The organism is Micromonospora sp. ATLC16, assembly GCF_057196645.1.
The window spans coordinates 1-18,908 of sequence record NZ_JBXUOW010000049.1 but is presented as its reverse complement, the minus strand read 5'-3'; the positions used below and the strand labels follow the sequence as shown (position 1 = coordinate 18,908).

Sequence of the window (18,908 nt, the reverse complement as noted above, 5' to 3'; positions counted from 1 at the left end):
TACCTAACTCGGAGGGTATGACATCGGCTCGGCGGCGTCTACCGGGTCTGCTCAAGCCACGAGGCGTAGAGCAGCCCGTACACCGAATCCGGCTCGCGGATCAGCTCGTCGTGCGAGCCACGCTGCACGACCCGCCCCCGGTCCACCACGATCACCTCGTCGGCGTTCTGCGCGGTCGACAGCCGGTGCGCGATCGCCAGGGTGGTCCGACCCCGGGTCACCGCGTCCAACGTCCGCTGCAACCGCATCTCGGTGGCCGGGTCCACCGCGCTCGTCGCCTCGTCCAGCACCAGCAGATCCGGATCGGCCACGTACGCCCGGGCCAACGCCACCAACTGACGCTCCCCCACGCTCAACGCCTCGCCACGCTCACCCACCCCGGTCGACAGTCCGGCGGGCAGCCCGTCCAGCCAGTCGGCCAGACCCAGCTCGGTGAAGGCGGCGGTGAGCTGATCATCGGTCAGCTCCGGACGGGCGAAGCGGACGTTGTCGGCCACCGTGGCGTCGAACAGGAACCCGTCCTGCGGAACCATCACCACCCGGGAACGCAGCGAGTCGAAGCGCACGTCGGTCAGCGGCACCCCGGACAGCAGCACCGCCCCCGACGTCGGGTCCATCAGCCGGGTCAGCAGCTTGGCGAAGGTGGTCTTGCCACTGCCGGTCTCACCGACCACCGCCACCCGACTCTTCGCCGGAATCTCCAGGCTGATGTCGTGCAGCACCGTCGGACCGCCCGGATAGGCGAAACGTACGCCGCCGAAACGGATGTCCAGCGGCCCGGTGGGCAGTTCACGCCCCTGCGAGCCGGGATCCGCCACATCCGGTTCGACGTCCAGCACGTCGAGCACCCGACGCCAGCCGGCGATCGCGTTCTGCGCCTCGTTGAGCACCTCGGTGGCGATCTGCACCGGCTGGATGAAGAGCGTCACCAGGAACAGGAACGCGGTGATCTCACCGATGCTCAGCGTCCGGTCAGCACCGAGAAACACCCCCAGCACCACCACACCTGCCAACGCCAGGCCGGCGGCCAGCTCACCGACCGAGCTACCGAGAATGCTGATCCGGATCGCCTTCTGCTGCGCCCGCCGCTGGCCGTCGATCGCCTCGTCCAGCCGCCGGGCAGTGCGCCCCGCGATGCCGTACGCCCGGATCACCGGCGCGCCGACCACGCTCTCCCCGACCGCCGCCAGCAGGGCGCCCGTACGCTGCCGCACCACCCCGTACGCCATGGCGAGCCGACGTTGGAGCAGCCGGATAACCAGCACCGCCGGCCCGAAGGCGGCGAACACCACAAGCGTCAACTGCCACGAGTACGCCAGCATCACGACCGTGGTGACCGCCAACTGCCCCAGGTTGACCAGCAGGATCACCCCGCCCCACTGAAGGAACTGGGTGATCTGGTCGACGTCGCTGGTGACCCGGGAGACCAGTGAACCGCGCCGCTCCGACTGCTGGTGCAGCATCGACAGGTCGTGCACGTGCCGGAAGGCGCGTACCCGTACCCCCGCCAGCGCCGTCTCGCTGACCGTGAACAGTCGGCGCATCATCAGGTAGCCACAGGTCGTGGTCACCACCAGCACCGCCGCGGTGACCGAGACCACGACGAACAACGCGTCCAGGTCCAACCCGCCCGCGATACCCCGGTCGATGCCCTGCTGCACCGCCACCGGCACGGCCACCCGGCCGACCATGTACACCAGCGCCAGACCGACGGTGCCGGCCAGCCCGACCCGCAGCTCCGGGGAGAGTGACAGCCCCCGACGCAGCGTCCGCCACGTCGACTCGGTCTGCTCCGGCGCCTCGCCGCCCCGTACCGAGCCCACACTCACCGGGCCCACCCTCCGCTCGCGACTGCGGGGCTCGCAAGCTCACTCCTCGCGCTCACCGGGCCACCCTCTCGTTCGCGACTGCGGGGCTCGCAAGCTCACTCCTCGCGCTCACCGGTCCACCTCCAGTCCGGAGGTCATCGGGGTGACCTCGTCGTACGTGCGCTGTCGGTCGTGGTCGACCTCGGCCTGCTCGTAGGCGGTGACCAGATCGGCGTAGCCCGGCACCGTGGCCAGCAGCGTGCTGTGGGTGCCCCGGGCCACCACCCGCCCCTGCTCCAGGTAGACGACCTCGTCGGCGAGGGCGATGGTCGCCCGCCGGTAGGCCACCACCAGGATCGACGCGCCCGGGCCACCGCTGGCGGCCGAGCGCAGGCCGGCAAGGATGGCGGCCTCCACCCGGGGATCGATCGCACTCGTCGCGTCGTCGAGCACCAGCAGGCGGGGACGGCCCGCCAACGCCCGGGCAAGGGTGAGTCGCTGCCGCTGGCCGCCGGAGAGGGAGGTGCCCCGCTCGCCGACCATGGTGTCCAGCCCGTCGGGCAGGGCGGCGACGAATCCGTCGGCTTCGGCCAACCGGAGCGCGGCCCAGACGGCCTCGTCGTCGACGCCGGGGCGGTCCAGCGACACGTTGGCCCGCACGGTGTCGTCGAAGACGAACGGCACCTGGGCGACCAGCGCGGCGGTACCGGCGAGCACGTCCGCGGCCAGGTCGCGGACATCCACGCCGTCGATGCTGACCGTGCCCGACCGTGGATCGACCAGCCGGACCGCCAGCGCGGTGACGGTGGACTTGCCGGCGCCGGTCGGCCCGACCAGGGCGACGGTCTTCCCGGCCGGCACGGTGAAGGTGACCTCGCCCAGCACCTCGGCGCCGGGCAGGTGCGCCTCCGCGGGTTCGTAGGCGAAGCCGACGTCGGTGAAGGTGAGCGTGGCCGGCGTCGCCACGGCCGGGTCCGGCCGGCTGTCGCCGTACGGCATCTCGCCGGTGGCGTCGAGCACCCGGCGGATCCGGTCCCAGCCGGCGACGCTGCGCGGCAGTTCGGCCAGCACCCAGCCGATGGCCCGCACCGGGAATGCCAGCACGGTGAAGAGGAAGGCCACGCTGACCAGCTCGGACACCTCGATGGCGCCCTGCCGCAGCCGGTACGCGCCGACCACCAGCACCGCGAGGGTGCCGAGGCTGGGCAGCGTCTCCAGCAGCGGGTCGAAGATGCCACGCAGCCGACCGACCGAGATCAGCGCGTCGCGCAACTGGCCGGCCCGCGCCGCGAACCGGGTGGCCTCCTGGGCCTCCCGACCCATCGTCTTGACCACCAGCGCGCCGTCGAAGCTCTCGTGCGCGATGCCGCTGACCTCGGCGCGCAGCCGCTGCGCCCGCGCCTGGCGTGGGGCCATCCGGCGGGAGTACGCCACGTTGAGCGCGAACAGGGCCGGGAAGACGGTCAGCCCGACCAGCGCCAGCGCCCAGTCGACGGCGAACAGCGACGTCACCGCGCCGATCAGCATCACCAGCGTGCCCACCGCGAAGGGCAGCGGCGCGATCGGCTGCCAGGCGGCCTCGACGTCGGAGTTCGCGTTGGACAGCAGCGTGCCGGTCGCGTTGCGGTGGTGCCAGGACAGCGGCAGTTCCAGGTACCGGCGGGTGACCCGACGGCGGTAGGCGGCCTGCAGGCGAAACTGCATGTAGCCGGCGCCGAGTCGGCGACCGAAGATGCCGACCACCCGCAGCGCACTCAGCCCGAGCAGTGCCGCGGCGGCCAGCGCCAACGCGCCCACCGCCACCGAACCGGTCTCGACGGCCGGCACCACCACATCACCGACGACCGCGCCGACCACGAACGCGCTGGCGACCACCATCAGACCGAACAGCACGCTGCCGGTCACCGCGACCGCGAAGATCCTCGGTTGTTCCCGGATGGCCCGCCCGAGGACGGTCAGCCCGCGACCGAGCACGTCCCGACTAGTCCCGCTCGCCACATTCTCCCCCGCCGTAAGCCGCCACAATCCTCTCTCATCCTCACCGCTACCGGCCCGGTACGCCGACCCCCGGCGATATGTCCGACGTCACCCCGCGGATCCGACGTCACCCCGAGGACCAGCCTCCCGCGGTGGGCTCGGGACGCGAGCTGAGCCGCACCGGCTTACGATCACTGCCATGCCGCGGTACGCCCGATCGGAGCGCGAGGCGCTCACCGAGCTGATGTCCGCCCTGGGTCCGGACGCCCCGACCCTCAATGAGGGCTGGACGATCCGTGACCTCGCCGCCCACCTGGTGGTTCGGGAGCGTCGTCCGGACGCCGCAGCGGGCCTCGTCCTGCCACCCCTGAGCGGGTACGCCGAGCGGGTGCGGCGTCAGGTCGCCGCCCTCGACTGGACCGAGCTGCTGGGCCAGGTGCGACGTCCTCCGCTGTGGAGCCCGGTCAGCAACCCGCTGACCGACGAGCTGACCAACACGCTGGAGTTCTTCATCCACCACGAGGACGTACGCCGCGCCCGGGCCGGCTGGCAGCCCCGGGAGTTGCCGGTGGGATTGGAGCGGGGGCTCTGGCGACGCGTGTCGACGCTGAGTCGACTGGCGCTGCGCCGCTTCCCGGCCCAGGTGCTGGTGCAGGCGCCCGGCCACGGCGAGGTGGCCACCGGCCGTGGCGGTGATCCGCTGCGGCTGGTCGGCACGCCCGGTGAGCTGGCCCTGTTCCTGTCCGGCCGGCAACGTGCGGCGCGGGTGCAACTCGACGGCACGCCGGCCCTGGCCGACCGGCTCCGCACCGCCAGCCTGGGCTTCTAACCGTCTGTGCGGAACCGGTCACGGCCAAATCCGAAACGTTACTCGCTGTATCGACCGGCCGGCATCAGGGCTCCCGTACGCTGACCCGCGCCGCCTCGTGGGGGGGGCGGCAACAGGGAGCGCGATGCGAAGCTTTGTGGTCTCGGCCCTGCGCGAGCCTCCGTTCGCCGGTGACCGGCACGAGGACACCGAGCGCGTGGCCCGGGAGAGCGCGGACTGGGCGCAGGAGCTGGGCCTGATCAGTAACGGGCAGCGGCTGCACCGGGCGGATGCCGCCGGGCTCGCCGGGCGGGCCTGCCCGCAGGCACCACCGGAGCGCCTGCGCCTTCTGACCGACCTGATCTCCTGGCTGTTCGTGATGGACGACGCCTGCGACGAGGACGGGCTGGGCGCCGAGCCCACCCTGCTCGCACCGACCGTGGCCGCGCTGCTGGACGTGCTGGACCGCCAGGGCGCGCCGGGCCCGGTGCCGCCCGGAGCGGCCGGGACGCTGGCACTCGGCCTGGCCGATCTGTGCCAGCGGGTGCGCGGCCACCGGCGTCCGGCGGTGCTGCTTCGATTCGTCGCAGGGATGCGCGAGTACCTGCTCGCGCTGCTGTGGGAGGCGGCGAACCGGGAGCACGAGCGGGTCCCGCCGATCGACGAGTACGTCCAGATGCGCCGGCACACCGGCGCCGTGTACCCCAGCCTCACCCTGACCGACCTGGCGCTGGACGGCTTTCCGTCGGCCGTACGCAGAGCCGACCCCGGGTGGGCCACCCTGGAGGTGCTGGCCGCCGACCTCATCTGCTGGTGCAACGACGTCTTCTCCTACCGCAAGGAGCATCAGGGCGGGCCGGACGCACACAACCTGATCACGGTGCTGACCCGGGAGACCGGTGACGAGTCGGCGGCGCTACGGGCCGCCGCCGACCGGTTCAACGATCGACTCGGGGCGTACCTGGCGGCCGAGACCGATCTGTTGGCCAGCCACGGCGACGCGGTCCGCCCAGCGTTGGACACCCGGCGAAACTGGATCCGGGCCACCTACGACTGGTCGCGGGCGGCGGCGCGCTACGAGTGAGACGAGGGCCTTTCGCGGGACGAGGCTGATGGATGATCGTCAGGGCTAGCCGACGCCCGGGGACAGGCAATACCCTTCGGTAACTGACACCGACCGTGACGACCGTCACGCCTCCACCCCTCCGAAGGCGGCTACAGCGATGGCTCTCGATGTACCGTACAGCTCCATTCCTGACATGTTCCTCAAGCGCGTCGCGGCGTCCCCCGACCGCCACGCCTTTGCCCACCCCGGCCCGGACGGACCGGTCTGGCTCACCTGGGCTCAGGTCTCCCAGCGGGCCACAGCGATCGCCGCCGGCCTACACGGATTGGGCGTCGGTCGGGAGGACCGGGTCGCGATCCTGGCGACCACCCGGATCGAGTGGGTGATCGCCGACTTCGGCATCATGTGCGCCAGCGGCGCCACGACCACCGTCTACCCGACCACGGAGCCCGAGGACGCCACCTACATCCTCTCCGACTCCGGCTCCAAGGTGCTGTTCGCGGAGAACCCGGACCAGGCGACCAAGATCGCTGGGGCGGAACTGCCCGCGCTGACCCACGTGGTTCTCTTCGACGGCGCCCCCGACCCGTCCGCGACCGTGCCCCAACTGGCCCTCGCCGAACTGGAGGAGCAGGGGGCCCAGCGGCTCGCCGAGGACCCGGAGCTGATCGAGCGCCTGGTCGCCGACATCGGCCTGGAGCATCTGGCCACGCTGATCTACACCTCCGGCACCACCGGCCGCCCGAAGGGCGTCGAGCTGTTGCACGGCGGCTGGTGCTGGGAGGGCGTGGCGCAGGAGGAGTCGCTCCGCGATGGCGACCTACAGTATCTCTGGCTGCCGCTGGCCCACTCGTTCGGCAAGACGCTGCTCTGCGGCGCCACGCACGTCGGCCTGCCCACCTACATCGACGGCCGGGTCGACAAGCTCGTCGAGCTGCTCTCGGTGGTCCGCCCGACCGTGATGTGCGGCGCACCCCGGGTCTTCGAGAAGGTGTACAACAAGTCGGTCACCACCGCACAGGGCGCCGGTGGGGCCAAGGCCAAGATCTTCGCCTGGGCCGTGGAGGTCGGCAAGGAGAAGGTCGCCCTGGAGCAGGCCGGCAAGCCGGTGCCGGGCGGGTTGAAGGTCAAGTACGCGCTGGCGGAGAAACTGGTCTTCAGCAAGCTCCAGGCCCGGCTCGGTGGCCGGATCCGGTTGCTGGTCTCCGGCGCCGCCCCGCTCAGCCCGGAGATCGCCACCTTCTTCGCCGCGGCGAACCTGCCGATCTACGAGGCCTACGGGCTGACCGAGACCAGCGCCGGCAACTTCGTCAATCCGCCCGACGGTCTGCGGATCGGCACCGTGGGCAAGGCCATGGGCGACCTCGAGTGCCGCGTCGACACCGACGGCGAGATCCTGCTCAGGGGCCGGCCGGTGATGCGGGGCTACCACAACCTGCCCGAGGAGACGGCCGCCTCGTTCACCGAGGACGGTTTCTTCCGTACCGGCGACATCGGCAGCCTCGGCGACGACGGTTACCTGCGCATCACCGACCGCAAGAAGGACCTGGTCAAGACCTCCGGCGGCAAGTACGTCGCGCCGTCGCACATCGAGGGCATGTTCAAGGCCACCTGCCCGTACACCTCGCAGGTCGTGGTGATCGGCCAGGCGCGCAACTACTGCACCATGCTGGTGACGCTGGACCCGGACGCGATCACCGGCTGGGCGGCCGGCACCCCGCTGGAAGGTCGCCCGTACGCCGAGGTCGTCGCCTCGCCCGAGGCCCAGGCCATGGTGGAGGAGTACGTCGCCCAGCTCAACCAGAAGCTGAACCGCTGGGAGACCATCAAGAAGGTGACCATCCTGCCGCGCGACCTGACCATCGAGGACGGCGAGATCACCCCGTCGCTCAAGATCAAGCGTCGCAGCGTGGAGAGCAACTTCTCCGACGAGATCGACAAGATGTACGCCGGCACCATCGCCGAGATCTGACAGCCCGTCGCGGCGGCCCCGCACCCGTCCCTCCCCGGGGTGCGGGGACGATCCGTGTCTCGCCGCGGACGGCGGCGAGTCGGCCGCTCAGGCGATGACGCTCGGCTCGCGCCAGCGGGGCTGCCCCGCCCGGTCCAGGTCGTACCGGACCGCCGCGATCCGCCCGACCGCCTCGACCAGGTCGGTGGCCGGCAGGGTGAACGGCAGCCGCAGGAAGCGCTCCAGCGTTCCGTCGAGGCCGAAGCGGGGTCCGGGCGCCAGGCGTACACCGACCTCATCGGCGGCCCGCGCCAGGGCGCTGGAGACCGGCCCGTCCAGCTCCACCCAGAGCGTCACCCCGCCACGCGGCACGGTGACCCGCCACTCCGGCAGCCGGGCGGCCAGCGCGCCGAGCAACGCGTCACGCTGCACGGCCAGTTGCGCCCGCCGAGCGGCCACGATGGCCGGTGCCACGTCCAGCAGGTGCACCGCGACCAGCTGGTCCAGCACCGGGCTGGACATGTCCACCCCCACCCGCGTCGCGGCCAGCCGCTGCACCTGCGGCGCCGAGGTGCGGATCCAGCCGATCCGCAGCCCGCCCCAGAATGGCTTGCTCATGCCGCCGACGCTTACCACCCGGGAGTGCCGATCGAAGCTCGCCGTCGGCGGCGGCAGGTCCGTCCCGTCCAGCGGCAGGTCCACGAACGACTCGTCGATCACGAGATCGGTGCCGACCGCGTGCGCGGTGGCCACCAGCCGTTCCCGCAGCTCGACCGACATCAGGTGGCCGGTCGGATTCTGGAAGTCCGGGATCAGGTAACCGACCCGGGGCCGCACCTGCCGCAGCGTGCCCAGCAGCAGGTCCGCGTCCCAACCGTCGGCATCGGCGGCCAGGCCGTACGTGGTGATCCGGGCTCGTCGGGCGGCGAGCGCGGCGAGCGCGTTGGGGTAGCTCGGTGACTCGACGAGCACCCCGCCACCGGGCGCCAGCGCCAGCCGCAGCACCAGGTCCAGCGCGTGCTGGGTGCCGTTGGTGACCATGATCTGGTCGGGTGAGGTGGGCAGGCCCCGCTCGGTGTACCGCTGGGCGACCGCCTCCCGCAGCTCGATGATGCCGATCGGGTGGTATCCGGCGCCGGTGAGGTAGCGGGGCAGGTCCTCGGCCGCCGCGCGGGCCGCCGGCAGCAGCTCGGGCGGGGCGGCCAACGCCGCCACCCCGAGGTCGAGCATGTCCCGGTCGTCCAACGGGATCCAGAGGCCGTTGGGCGCCACCCGGTGCGTCCCCGGCAGCATCGTCCAGCTTCCGGCACCCCGCCGGCTGGCCAGGTGCCCGCTGTCGCGCAACTCGCGGTACGCGGCCGTGACGGTGGTACGGCTGATCCGCAGCGCCTCGGCCAGGTCGCGTTCGGCCGGCAGGCGTACGCCGAGGGGTAGCCGCCCGTCGGCGAGCAGACCGCGTACCGCCCCGGCCAGCGCGGCGTAGTCGGGGCTGCGTCGCCGGCCGGGCAGGGCGTGCCACTGCCCGAGCAGCCGAGCCAATTGGACCCCACGCACCTGACTGACCATGGCCACTCTCCCCGTATTGGCTCTATCGCGAGGCCAATTGGCACCCAGGGTGGCATGCGTGGCAATGATTGGCAACCTCCGGCACGGGCCGAGCCGGTTCCGGCGGCCTGACGAGCACCGAGCGCCAGCGACACATACCGGATCGGATCGATCCCGTCCACCCGCATCGACTGACGGCAACCATGATGCCACTCACGGTCGCAATGCGACGGTCGGTGTTTTCCTGGAGCCGGGTCGCCCGGCAGAATCTCCGCATGGGGGACAACGCCTGGCGTCGTACCGACGCATGGATCTTCGTCTCGCTGGTGATCGCCAGCGGCGCCGGACGCCACCGACGGTCCACGACCACCCGCCGCCCCGAGGGAGTACGCCTCGCCGACGTGCTCTCCACGGCCGACCATCTCGACCGCAGCATCCCCGATCGGCACGACATCGAGAAGGCGATCCGTCGGCTGCTCGGCGCCGGGCTGGTCGACGTCTCCGACGGCTGGTTCCGGATCACGCCCGACGGCGAGCACCTGTGGCGCTCACGACCCAGCGCCGGGCTGGCCACCACCGTCGACACCGTGCAGGGCGTGCTCAGCCGCCGGCACGCGCCCGGCACCGCAGACTGGCACCTCGACGAGCAGGAGCACGCCGCCGCCGTGCAGGAGTACCTGGTGCGATCCATCCCGACGCCCCGGCGCTCCCCGGAGGGACACTCCGGCCGCGGCTGACCGCCGCGCCGTCCGCTGCGGCCGTCCGGATACGCCCGCCGGCCACTGTGCCCCGCCCCCCGGCGTCAGCGCACCGGGTGACCGGCGCCGCGCAGCACGTCCTTGACCTCCGCCACGGTCAGCTCCCCGAAGTGGAACACACTGGCGGCCAGCACCGCGTCGGCGCCGGCACCGATCGCCGGAGGAAAATGGGCCGCCTCACCGGCACCCCCACTCGCCACCACCGGCACGTCGACGACCCGGCGTACCGCGCCGATGAGCTCCAGATCGAACCCGGCCTTCGTGCCGTCGGCGTCCATCGAGTTGAGCAGGATCTCACCCGCGCCCAGCTCGGCGCCGCGGCACGCCCATTCCACGGCGTCCAGCCCGGTGCCGCGCCGCCCGCCGTGGGTGGTCACCTCGAAGCCACTGGCAGTGGCGCCCGCCGGTGCTCGCCGCACGTCGAGCGAAAGCACCAGCACCTGCCGACCGAACCGCTCCGCGATCTCCGCGAGCAACTCCGGGCGGGCGATCGCCGCCGTGTTGACCCCGATCTTGTCGGCGCCCGCGCGCAGCAGGGTGTCCACGTCCGTCACCGTCCGTACCCCGCCGCCGACGGTCAGCGGGATGAAGACCGACTCCGCCGTACGCCGCACCACGTCGAGCATCGTGCCCCGGTCGCTCGACGACGCGGTGACGTCGAGGAAGGTCAACTCGTCGGCGCCCGCCCGGTCGTACGCGGCAGCCAGCTCGACGGGGTCGCCCGCGTCCCGCAGGTCGACGAAGTTGACGCCCTTGACCACCCGTCCCGCGTCCACGTCGAGGCAGGGGATCACCCGCACCGCCACCGTCATGCGACGAGCCTATCGCCGCCCGCACGACGCCCGGCACCCCGCACGACCCGACGACCTGCGCCGCCGGTCACAGCCGCACCAGCATCTTGCCGAGGTTCTCTCCCCGCAGCAGGCCGAGGAAGGCCGCCGGGGCGTTCTCCAGGCCGTCGACGATCGTCTCGTCGTAGGCAAGGGTGCCCTCGCGCAGCCAGCCGGAGACCTCCCGCACGAACTGCTCCCGCAGGTGGCCGTGATCGTTCACCAGGAAGCCGCGCAGGGTCAGCCGCTTGCCGATCACCTGGGCCAGGTTGCGCGGGGCGGCCGGCGCCTCGGTGTCGTTGTACTGCGCGATCATGCCGCAGATCGCCGCCCGACCGTGCAGGTTCATCGACGAGATGGCCGCCTCCAGGTGTTCGCCGCCGACGTTGTCGAAGTAGACGTCGACGCCGTCGGGAGCGGCGGCCCGCAGCAGGTCGCGTACCGGGCCGTCGTGGTAGTCGAACGCCGCGTCGAAGCCGAGCGCCCGCAGTCGCTCGACCTTGGCCGCCGAACCGGCGCTGCCCACCACCCGGCCCGCGCCGCGGAGCCGGGCGATCTGGCCGACCATGCTGCCGACCGCGCCGGCCGCCCCGGAGACGAAGACCGTCTCGCCCGGACGCATCGCGGCCACCTCCAGCAGCCCGGCGTACGCGGTCAGCCCGGTCATCCCGAGCACACCGAGGTACGCGGTCACCGGCGCGAGACCCGGCTCGACCTTCCGGGCGGCCTTCGCCTCGACCAGCGCGTAGTCCCGCCAGCCGAGACCGTGCAGCACGGTGTCGCCCGGGGCGAACCCGTCGGCCTCGCCACTGACCACCTCGCCGACTGCCCCGCCGTCCAGCGGCGCGTCCAGGGCGAACGGTGGCACGTAGGACCGCACGTCGTTCATCCGCCCGCGCATGTACGGGTCCACCGACATGTACCGGTTGCGGACCAGCAGCTGCCCCGGGCCGGGCGGGGGCACCTCGGCGGTGACGAGCCGGAAGGTGTCCTCGGTGGGCCAGCCCTGCGGGCGCGAGACCAGCTGGATCTCACGGTTGGTGGGCACAGGAGTGTCCTTTGTCTGCCGTCGGGGCGATGGCACGGTGCGGCCGGGGGTCACGGGTTGGCCAGCACCGCGAGGGCCTGAGCCACGGTGAACGCCTCCGCGTAGAGCGCCTTGCCGGCGATGACCCCCTCCACGCCGACCGACTCCAGAGTGGCCAGCGCCCGCAGGTCGTCCAGGGTGGAGACGCCGCCGGAGGCGATCACCGGGGCGCCGGTACGGGCACACACCTCGCGCAGCAGGTCCAGGTTCGGCCCGCGCATGGTGCCGTCCTTGGTGATGTCGGTGACCACATACCGCGAAGCGCCGGCCTTGTCGAGCCGCTCCAGCACCTCGTACAGGTCGCCGCCGTCACGGGTCCAGCCCCGGGCCGCCAGGGTCCGGCCCCGCACGTCCAGCCCGATCGCGACCCGGTCGCCGTACTCCGCGCAGACCCGGTCGCACCACTGCGGATCCTCCAGCGCGGCGGTGCCGATGTTCACTCGCTCGGCACCGGTGGCCAGCGCGGCACGTAGCGAGGCGTCGTCCCGGATGCCGCCGGACAGCTCAACCCGTACGTCGAGGCGGCGGACCACCTCGGCGAGCAGCCCGGCGTTGCTGCCCCGACCGAACGCGGCGTCGAGATCGACCAGATGGATCCACTCGGCGCCGTCACGCTGCCACGCCAGCGCGGCCTCCAGCGGGTCGCCGTAGGTGGTCTCGCTGCCCGCGGCGCCCTGCACGAGCCGGACGGCCTGGCCGTCGGCGACGTCCACGGCGGGCAACAGGGTGAGGCTCATGTGTCTTGTCCCTCTCGGATGGTCAACGGCGGTCCAGGGCGATCACCACGATCACCGGCAGGACGAGCAGCAGTAGCAGGATCAGCCCGACCCGCAGCGCCAGATCGGGCACGAGCACCCAGATGAGGGTGATCGCGGCCAGGGTGAGCGCCACGATCGCGGCCCGCTCACCCCGGGAGTATCTCGACAACCGGCCGGTACGGCCACGACGCACCGTCGGCACCACCCGGCGGACCAGCGCCCGACGGCGGGCCCGACGGGCGGTGGCCCGCTCGCGTAGCACCCGCTGCCGGGCCGCCTCCGCCTCGCGGGCCGCCCGGCGCTGGGCCCGTTCCCTGCTCACGGTGCCTCCCGGCAGGTGTGCCCCACCGGCTCAACCACCGGCGGGCACGGTGGCCAGCCAGTTGCGCAGCAACGCGGCACCGGTGTCGGCGGACTTCTCGGGGTGGAACTGGGCGGCCGACAGCACGCCGCGTTCCACCGCCGCGACGAAGTCGCAGTCGTGGTGGGCCGTGGTCACCCGGGCCCCGGACGCCGTCAACGCGGCGGGATCGCCCACCGCGTACGAGTGGACGAAGTAGTACCGGCTGTCGGCGGGCAGCCCGGCGAAGAGCACCGAACCGACCGGCGCCTGCACGGTGTTCCAGCCCATGTGCGGCAGCCGGGCGGCGGCGAGCCGGGTGACCGAGCCCGGCAGCAGGCCCAGTCCCTTGGTCACCACTCCGTGCTCGTCACCGGACTCGAAGAGGATCTGCATGCCGACACAGATGCCCAGCACCGGACGGCCGGCGGCGACCCGCCCGGCGATCACCGGCCCGGCGCCGATCGCCTCGATGCCGGCCACACAGGCGGCGAAGGCGCCCACTCCGGGAACCACCAGACCGTCGGCGTCGGCCGCGGCGGCGAGATCACCGGTGACCAGCACGTCGGCACCGGCCGCGGCCAGCGCCCGCTCGGCGGAGCGCAGGTTACCCGAGCCGTAGTCGAGCACCACGATCCGACGTCGCCCGCCCGGAGCGGCCCCGCCGTCGGGCCGGCCGGTCATGACCCGTCCCCCGGCAGCAGCCAGAGCACCCCCGCGACGGTGGCCAGCACGGCCAGCAGCGCGGTGACCACCACCGCGCCGCGGGGCGCACCCTGCCGACGCAGGGACAATGCCCCGCCGACCAGCACGCCGGCCAGGATCAGCAGCAACGTGGGCAGGATGCCGCTCACCGGCGACACCTCCGTCGCGGCGTACCCGGGCCCGTCACAACGCCCCCTTGGTGCTGGGAATCGCCCCGCCCGCCGTCGGGTCCACCGCGGTGGCCTCCCGCAGCGCCCGGGACACCGCCTTGAACTGCGCCTCGACCACGTGGTGGGCGTCCGGGTGCCCGCCGGGCCGGGCCGCCCGCAACACGTCCACGTGCAGCGTGATCCGGGCCGCCTGGCCGAAGGACTCCCAGATGTGCCGGGTCATGCTGGTCGGATACACCGGGCCGATGTACGGCGTCAGGGGCGGCTCGTCGTGCACCACGTACGGCCGGCCGGAGAGGTCGACGGCGGCCCGCACCAGCACCTCGTCCATCGGCACGGTGGCCGAACCGTACCGGCGGATGCCCGCCTTGTCGCCCAACGCCTGGTCGAAGGCGGCGCCGAGGGCCAGCGCGGTGTCCTCCATCGTGTGATGCGCGTCGATCTCCAGGTCGCCCACGGTACGGACGGTCAGGTCGAAGCCGCCGTGCCGGGCGATCTGGTGCAGCATGTGGTCGTAGAAACCGACCCCGGTGCCGATCTCGGCCACTCCGGTCCCGTCGAGGTCGACCTCGACCAAAACCTTGGTCTCCTTGGTGATCCGCTCCACCCGGGCGGTCCGGCTCATGATCTGCCTTTCATCGGTAGCGGCTGCGGGGCGATGGATCCCTCGCGCTGAATACTGTCCACGGCGGCGAGGAAGTCGGCTCCCCGAGGGACCGGCACCCACCGGGTGCCCGTGCCGAGCGGCACCCACCGGGTGCCCGTGCCGAGCGCCAGCAGCGGATGCATCGAGTACGCCGGGGTGAACCCGAGCGCGTTGTTCTCGTTGGTGTTCAGCCGCACCGGCACGTCGAGCTGCGGCGCACCGTACGGCGACAGCCCTCGCCGATCGTCCCGGATCGGCAGGTCGGCCAACCCGATCATGTGGTTGCCCCGGTCGGCGTCGGGGAAGCCGGGTCCCGGTGAGCACCGGGGAACCGGGCGGCGACCGCCTCGCCGTGCGCCGGCAGGTCCTCCACGTTCGCCAGGGTCACCACGTGGCCGGCGACCTCCCGCAGCGCCTCCTCGGTGTACTCCACCACGTGCACGCCGCGCAGGAACGACTGCACCGACAGCCCGGACGAGTGCCGGGCGCATCCCCCGGTGGGCAGCACGTGGTTGGAGCCGGCGCAGTAGTCGCCCAGCGACACCGGCGAGTACGCGCCCACGAAGACCGCGCCGGCATTACGTACCCGCATCGCCCACTGCCGGGCGTCGACGGTCTGGATCTCCAGGTGCTCCGCCGCGTACGCGTCGACCACCCGCAGGCCCGCCGTCAGGTCGTCGACCAGCACCACGCCGCTCTGCTCGCCGCCCAGCGCGGCGCCGACCCGCTCGGCGTGCTTGGTGGCCGGCACCAGTCGGGCCAGCTCCCGGTCCACCGCATCGGCCAGGGCTACCGACGGGGTGACCAGCACACTGGCCGCGAGGGGGTCGTGCTCGGCCTGACTGATCAGGTCGGCGGCGACGTGCACCGGGTCGGCGGTGTCGTCGGCCAGAATCGCGATCTCGGTCGGGCCGGCCTCCGCGTCGATACCGACCACCCCGCGCAGCAGCCGCTTCGCCGCGGTGACCCAGATGTTTCCCGGGCCGGTGATCGTGTCGACCGGTGCGCAGTGCGCGCTGCCGGCGGCGTCGACGGCACAGCCGTACGCCAGCATCGCCACGGCCTGGGCGCCGCCGACGGCGTACACCTCGTCGACGCCGAGCAGCGCGCAGGCCGCGAGCACCCGCGGATCGGGCAGGCCGCCGTTGTCCTGCTGCGGCGGGCTGACCACCACCAGCGACCGGACGCCGGCCGCCTGGGCGGGCACCACGTTCATCACCACGGTCGACGGGTACATCGCCAGCCCACCGGGGACGTAGAGACCGACCCGGTCGACCGGGATCCACCGCTCGGTGACCGTGCCGCCGGGCACGACCTGGGTGGTGTGGTCGACCCGTCGCTGGTCGGCGTGCACCCGCCGGGCCCGGCTGATCGACTCCAGCAGCGCCGCACGGACCTGGCCGTCCAGCGTGCCCTCCGCCGCCGCGATGGCCTCCACCGGCACCCGTAGCACGTCGGGGGCGATCCCGTCGAACCGCTCGCTGGCCTCGCGGACCGCCGGATATCCATGCTCACGCACCGCCGCGACGATCGGGCGGATGCGCTCGACCGCCACCGAGACGTCGAGCTGGGCACGAGGCAGCAGGTGGCGCGGGTCACGCGCACCACCGCGCAGGTCGATCCGGTTCAACACGCCTGCGAGTCTAGGCGGCCGTCCGCCGGGCCGACCGACGCCGCCCGCTGTCCGAGACGGTGAGCCGGGACACGCCGACGCCCGCCGATCGGACTACGCTTGATCACGTGACCGCACGGCTGCCGGTGTTCCCGCTCGCCACGGTGCTCTTCCCGGGGCTGGTACTGCCTCTGCACATCTTCGAGGAGCGTTACCGCGCGCTGGTCCGACACCTCGTCGCGCTGCCCGAGGGCGCACCGCGCGAGTTCGGGGTGGTGGCCATCCGCAGTGGCTGGGAGGTCGCCTCCGGTGCCGGTCAGGACCTGCCCGGTGCCGGCGAGGTCACCCTGCACGAGGTGGGTTGCACCGCCGAGCTGCGGCAGGTCACCGAGTTGGAGGACGGGGGCTTCGACATCGTCACCGTCGGGCGGCGTCGCTTCCGGATGGGCGACGTCGACCGGAACTCCGCACCGTACCTGACCGCCGAGGTGCAGTGGTTGCCCGAGCCGGACGGCCCGGACGAAACCGCCGACCTGCTGGCGGCCCGGGTGATCGCCGTCTTCCGGCAGTACCTGGGCCTGATCCGGGCCGAGGACGGTCAGCTCACCGAGCAACTGCCCGAAGATCCGACGGTGCTGTCCCACCTGGTCGCCGCGACCGCGGCGTTGACGTTGACCGACCGCCAGCGACTACTCGCCATCGACGGCACGGCGGCCCGGCTGCGCGCCGAACTGCACCTGCTCAACCGCGAGGCGGCGCTGCTTCGCCAGGTGCGGGCGGTTCCGGTGCCGCTGGCGGAGCTGGCCTCGCCTCCGCCGGCCCCGAACTGACCTCGTCCGCCCGCTCCGTACCGGCCCCTCCCGCCGGCCCGCTACCGGCCCCTCCCGCCGGCCCTGGTGGCAGCGGCGGATGCGCGGCGAGCCAGGCCGCGTCCGGCTCCGGCTCGGGTCGCAGCGACGGCCACCGCGACCAGCCGGCGAACAGGGTGTACGTCACCGCGGCGGCGAACGCCGGCAGCAGCAGGTTGCCGTAGGGCACCGGCAGCACCCCCCCGAGGAACAGCTCGATCCCGCCGGCCCGCAGGTCGGCCGGTTTGCTGAAGCGCGTGCCGTCCGGGGCGCCGTCCAGCAGCCGCTGGTAGCTGGCCAGGCCGACCCGACGCCCCACCCGCCAGGCGACCAACCCGGCGGCGAGCCCACCGGCCGCCGCGACCACCAGCCCGACCGGTCCCCGGTGGCGACGCAGCAGGAACCACACGGCGAGCGCGGTGAGCACCCCGAACGCCAGGCCGAGCAGGCTGAACCACCCGTCTGCGGCGATCGGCTGTTCCGGCTGCGCCTGGCCGTAGACCGCGCCGTCGCCGCTCTTGACGACCGGCGTGGCCGGCGCGACCGCCGCCCAGAGCCACCCCAGCGGCGCCCCCAGCAGGCCCAGGACCAGCACCGTCGCCGCACCGACCGCCACCACGCGGCCAAGCCCGACCGGCCACCCCGCGGTCGGCTCGGCGGCCTCGGCGGCCTCGGCGGACGACACGGCAGCCCCCGCCGCCGGGTCGCCTGGCGACTCGGCGCCCTCGGCGGGCGGCCCGGTGGCCGTCCTCGGCCTGGTGTCCGACTCGGTGGGCGGCCCGGCGGCGTCCGCCGCCGGCTGGCTGGTCGAGCTGGTCGTCGGCTCGGTCGGCGACGGCGGGAAGGCAGCCGGCGGCCGTGCGGGCGGTTCGGCGGCGGGGGTGGTCGGGCTCACCCGATGATCCTCGCAGCTACCGCCGTCGGTCGTACACCGTGTCGCGACAGCAGCTCACCGCTAGCTGCCCGACACCCGCCGATCACAACGCGTAACCTCACCGGAGGCGGCATTGCCCGACACCGCCATGTCACACCGACATGATTATGTCTCGGTGACATGGTTCCGAGGGAAGTCACATCCGGCGGCCTGCCGGCAGCAGCCGCCAGCCGGTCGGCTCAGCGGCCGAACGGCTCCAGCATCGCCGCGGCGGCGCGCATCCAGGCCTGTCGGGTCTCGCCCTGGAGCTGGTTGTACTCGATCGACGAGCCGGTCTCCAGCGCCGGGTCGTACGGCACCACGGTCACCGCCCGGGTCCGGGTGGCGAAGTGCTTTTCCAGGTCGCCCTGCAACGGCAACCGGCCCGGGGTGGGGCAGGAGATCAGCGTCACGGCGTTGTCGGCCAGCTGGCCCATCCCCTCCTCGTGCAGCAGGTCGAGCATCCAGTCTGCACTGAATGCGGCGTCCTCGCGGGGCACCGTGGTGACCACCAGCTGATCGGCGGCCTGCATGACGGTGCGCCAGTTCGGGCTCTCCACGTTGTTGCCGGTGTCCACACAGATCACGTCGTGGGTGCGACGCAGCAGCTCCAACACCCGCTTGACGGTGAACTGGTCCAGTCGTTGGGCGAACCGGGGGCTCTCCTCGCCGGCGAGCACGTCGTACGACCCGTCGGAGGCGTGTCGCAGGTAGTCGTCCAGGATCTCCAACAGCTCGGCACCCTCCCGGATCTCGATCTGGACGAGATCGGCGACCAGGTGCCGGATCGTACGGGCGTGGCGGGCGCTGCCGGCGCGCAGCCCGAGGGTGCCGCGTAGCTCGTTGTCGTCCCAGGCCAAAACGCCACGGCCGCGTACGCTGCCGACGGTCGCCGCGGCCAACACGGTGGCCGTGGTCTTGTGCACCCCGCCCTTCGGATTGGCGAAGGCGATCACGCGGGGGGTGCCCAGGTCGTGCCGGAGCACGGCGGCGGCCCGGGCGAGGTCGCTGCCGGCGCTCTGCGCACGCCACTCGATGCGCCCGGGGCGGCCGGCCACGGTTGCCGGTGGCGGCACGGCCTGCGGC

The 18,908-nt window shown here is 72.7% G+C and carries 18 protein-coding genes and 1 pseudogene; 5 read left to right on the top strand and 14 right to left on the bottom strand.

The features are described from left to right. Positions 1-38: 38 nt before the first annotated feature. Together AC2CHE_RS19400 and AC2CHE_RS19395 are read right to left on the bottom strand one after the other, a co-directional pair. The gene (locus tag AC2CHE_RS19400; RefSeq protein WP_484506328.1) at positions 39-1,823 is read right to left on the bottom strand and encodes an ABC transporter ATP-binding protein; all 1,785 of its coding nucleotides are present in this window, start codon (positions 1,821-1,823) and stop codon (positions 39-41) included. Positions 1,824-1,937: 114 nt separating this feature from the next. Next, complete coding sequence (locus AC2CHE_RS19395) at positions 1,938-3,806, bottom strand: ABC transporter ATP-binding protein (protein ID WP_484506314.1); 1,869 nt, start codon at positions 3,804-3,806, stop codon at positions 1,938-1,940. Between the two features lie 178 nt (positions 3,807-3,984). Here AC2CHE_RS19395 and AC2CHE_RS19390 point away from each other — a divergent pair, with 178 nt between their 5' ends. The 3 genes from AC2CHE_RS19390 (at position 3,985) to AC2CHE_RS19380 (ending at position 7,631) form a co-directional block, all read left to right on the top strand. After that, a complete protein-coding gene (locus tag AC2CHE_RS19390; RefSeq protein WP_484506313.1) occupies positions 3,985-4,614 on the top strand; it encodes a TIGR03085 family metal-binding protein in 630 nt (209 codons plus the stop codon). A gap of 124 nt (positions 4,615-4,738) precedes the next feature. Next, entirely contained in the window at positions 4,739-5,677 is a 939-nt protein-coding gene (locus tag AC2CHE_RS19385; RefSeq protein WP_484506312.1) for a terpene synthase family protein, read from the top strand. Positions 5,678-5,816: 139 nt separating this feature from the next. Further along, positions 5,817-7,631, top strand: coding sequence for an AMP-dependent synthetase/ligase (locus AC2CHE_RS19380; RefSeq protein ID WP_484506311.1), 1,815 nt, complete (start codon positions 5,817-5,819; stop codon positions 7,629-7,631). A gap of 87 nt (positions 7,632-7,718) precedes the next feature. Here AC2CHE_RS19380 and yczR read toward each other — a convergent pair whose 3' ends face one another. Next, on the bottom strand, positions 7,719-9,176 hold the full coding sequence (gene yczR, locus AC2CHE_RS19375; RefSeq protein ID WP_484506310.1) for a MocR-like transcription factor YczR: 1,458 nt from the start codon (positions 9,174-9,176) through the stop codon (positions 7,719-7,721). Between the two features lie 254 nt (positions 9,177-9,430). Between yczR and AC2CHE_RS19370 the strand changes: the two genes are divergently transcribed. Then, the gene (locus AC2CHE_RS19370) at positions 9,431-9,892 is read left to right on the top strand and encodes a hypothetical protein (protein WP_484506309.1); all 462 of its coding nucleotides are present in this window, start codon (positions 9,431-9,433) and stop codon (positions 9,890-9,892) included. A gap of 65 nt (positions 9,893-9,957) precedes the next feature. Here the strand turns inward: AC2CHE_RS19370 and hisF are convergent, their stop codons facing one another. From hisF to hisD, 9 genes and pseudogenes are all read right to left on the bottom strand, one after another. Next, complete coding sequence (gene hisF / locus AC2CHE_RS19365; protein WP_484506308.1) at positions 9,958-10,725, bottom strand: imidazole glycerol phosphate synthase subunit HisF; 768 nt, start codon at positions 10,723-10,725, stop codon at positions 9,958-9,960. 67 nt (positions 10,726-10,792) lie between these two features. After that, positions 10,793-11,791 (bottom strand): NADP-dependent oxidoreductase, encoded by a 999-nt coding sequence (locus AC2CHE_RS19360; protein ID WP_484506307.1) that lies wholly within the window; start codon positions 11,789-11,791, stop codon positions 10,793-10,795. A gap of 50 nt (positions 11,792-11,841) precedes the next feature. Then, entirely contained in the window at positions 11,842-12,567 is a 726-nt protein-coding gene (gene priA / locus AC2CHE_RS19355; protein WP_484506306.1) for a bifunctional 1-(5-phosphoribosyl)-5-((5-phosphoribosylamino)methylideneamino)imidazole-4-carboxamide isomerase/phosphoribosylanthranilate isomerase PriA, read from the bottom strand. A 22-nt stretch (positions 12,568-12,589) separates the two neighbouring features. Continuing rightward, the gene (locus AC2CHE_RS19350; protein WP_484506305.1) at positions 12,590-12,910 is read right to left on the bottom strand and encodes a hypothetical protein; all 321 of its coding nucleotides are present in this window, start codon (positions 12,908-12,910) and stop codon (positions 12,590-12,592) included. Between the two features lie 30 nt (positions 12,911-12,940). Beyond that, positions 12,941-13,612, bottom strand: a complete 672-nt coding sequence (gene hisH / locus AC2CHE_RS19345) for an imidazole glycerol phosphate synthase subunit HisH (RefSeq protein WP_484506304.1) — start codon at positions 13,610-13,612, stop codon at positions 12,941-12,943. Then, positions 13,609-13,782, bottom strand: coding sequence for a hypothetical protein (locus AC2CHE_RS19340; protein ID WP_484506303.1), 174 nt, complete (start codon positions 13,780-13,782; stop codon positions 13,609-13,611). The genes hisH and AC2CHE_RS19340 overlap by 4 nt, the downstream gene beginning before the upstream one ends. A gap of 34 nt (positions 13,783-13,816) precedes the next feature. Beyond that, complete coding sequence (gene hisB, locus AC2CHE_RS19335) at positions 13,817-14,428, bottom strand: imidazoleglycerol-phosphate dehydratase HisB (RefSeq protein WP_484506302.1); 612 nt, start codon at positions 14,426-14,428, stop codon at positions 13,817-13,819. Positions 14,429-14,499: 71 nt separating this feature from the next. Beyond that, positions 14,500-14,727: pseudogene (locus AC2CHE_RS19330) on the bottom strand (hypothetical protein); the annotation flags it as partial. Further along, positions 14,724-16,082 (bottom strand): histidinol dehydrogenase, encoded by a 1,359-nt coding sequence (gene hisD, locus AC2CHE_RS19325; protein WP_484506301.1) that lies wholly within the window; start codon positions 16,080-16,082, stop codon positions 14,724-14,726. The pseudogene AC2CHE_RS19330 and the gene hisD, both read right to left, overlap by 4 nt. 107 nt (positions 16,083-16,189) lie before the next feature. Here hisD and AC2CHE_RS19320 point away from each other — a divergent pair, with 107 nt between their 5' ends. After that, positions 16,190-16,891 carry an LON peptidase substrate-binding domain-containing protein gene (locus AC2CHE_RS19320; protein WP_484506300.1) on the top strand — a complete coding sequence of 234 codons (702 nt, stop codon included), beginning with the start codon at positions 16,190-16,192 and terminating at the stop codon, positions 16,889-16,891. On the opposite strand, the gene AC2CHE_RS19315 is transcribed toward AC2CHE_RS19320, so the two are convergent. Together AC2CHE_RS19315 and AC2CHE_RS19310 are read right to left on the bottom strand one after the other, a co-directional pair. Continuing rightward, positions 16,803-17,804 (bottom strand): DUF2567 domain-containing protein, encoded by a 1,002-nt coding sequence (locus tag AC2CHE_RS19315; RefSeq protein WP_484506299.1) that lies wholly within the window; start codon positions 17,802-17,804, stop codon positions 16,803-16,805. The two genes, AC2CHE_RS19320 and AC2CHE_RS19315, sit on opposite strands and share 89 nt — an antisense overlap. A gap of 218 nt (positions 17,805-18,022) precedes the next feature. After that, on the bottom strand, positions 18,023-18,908 hold an 886-nt coding region (locus tag AC2CHE_RS19310), incomplete at its 5' end, for a MinD/ParA family ATP-binding protein (protein WP_484506298.1).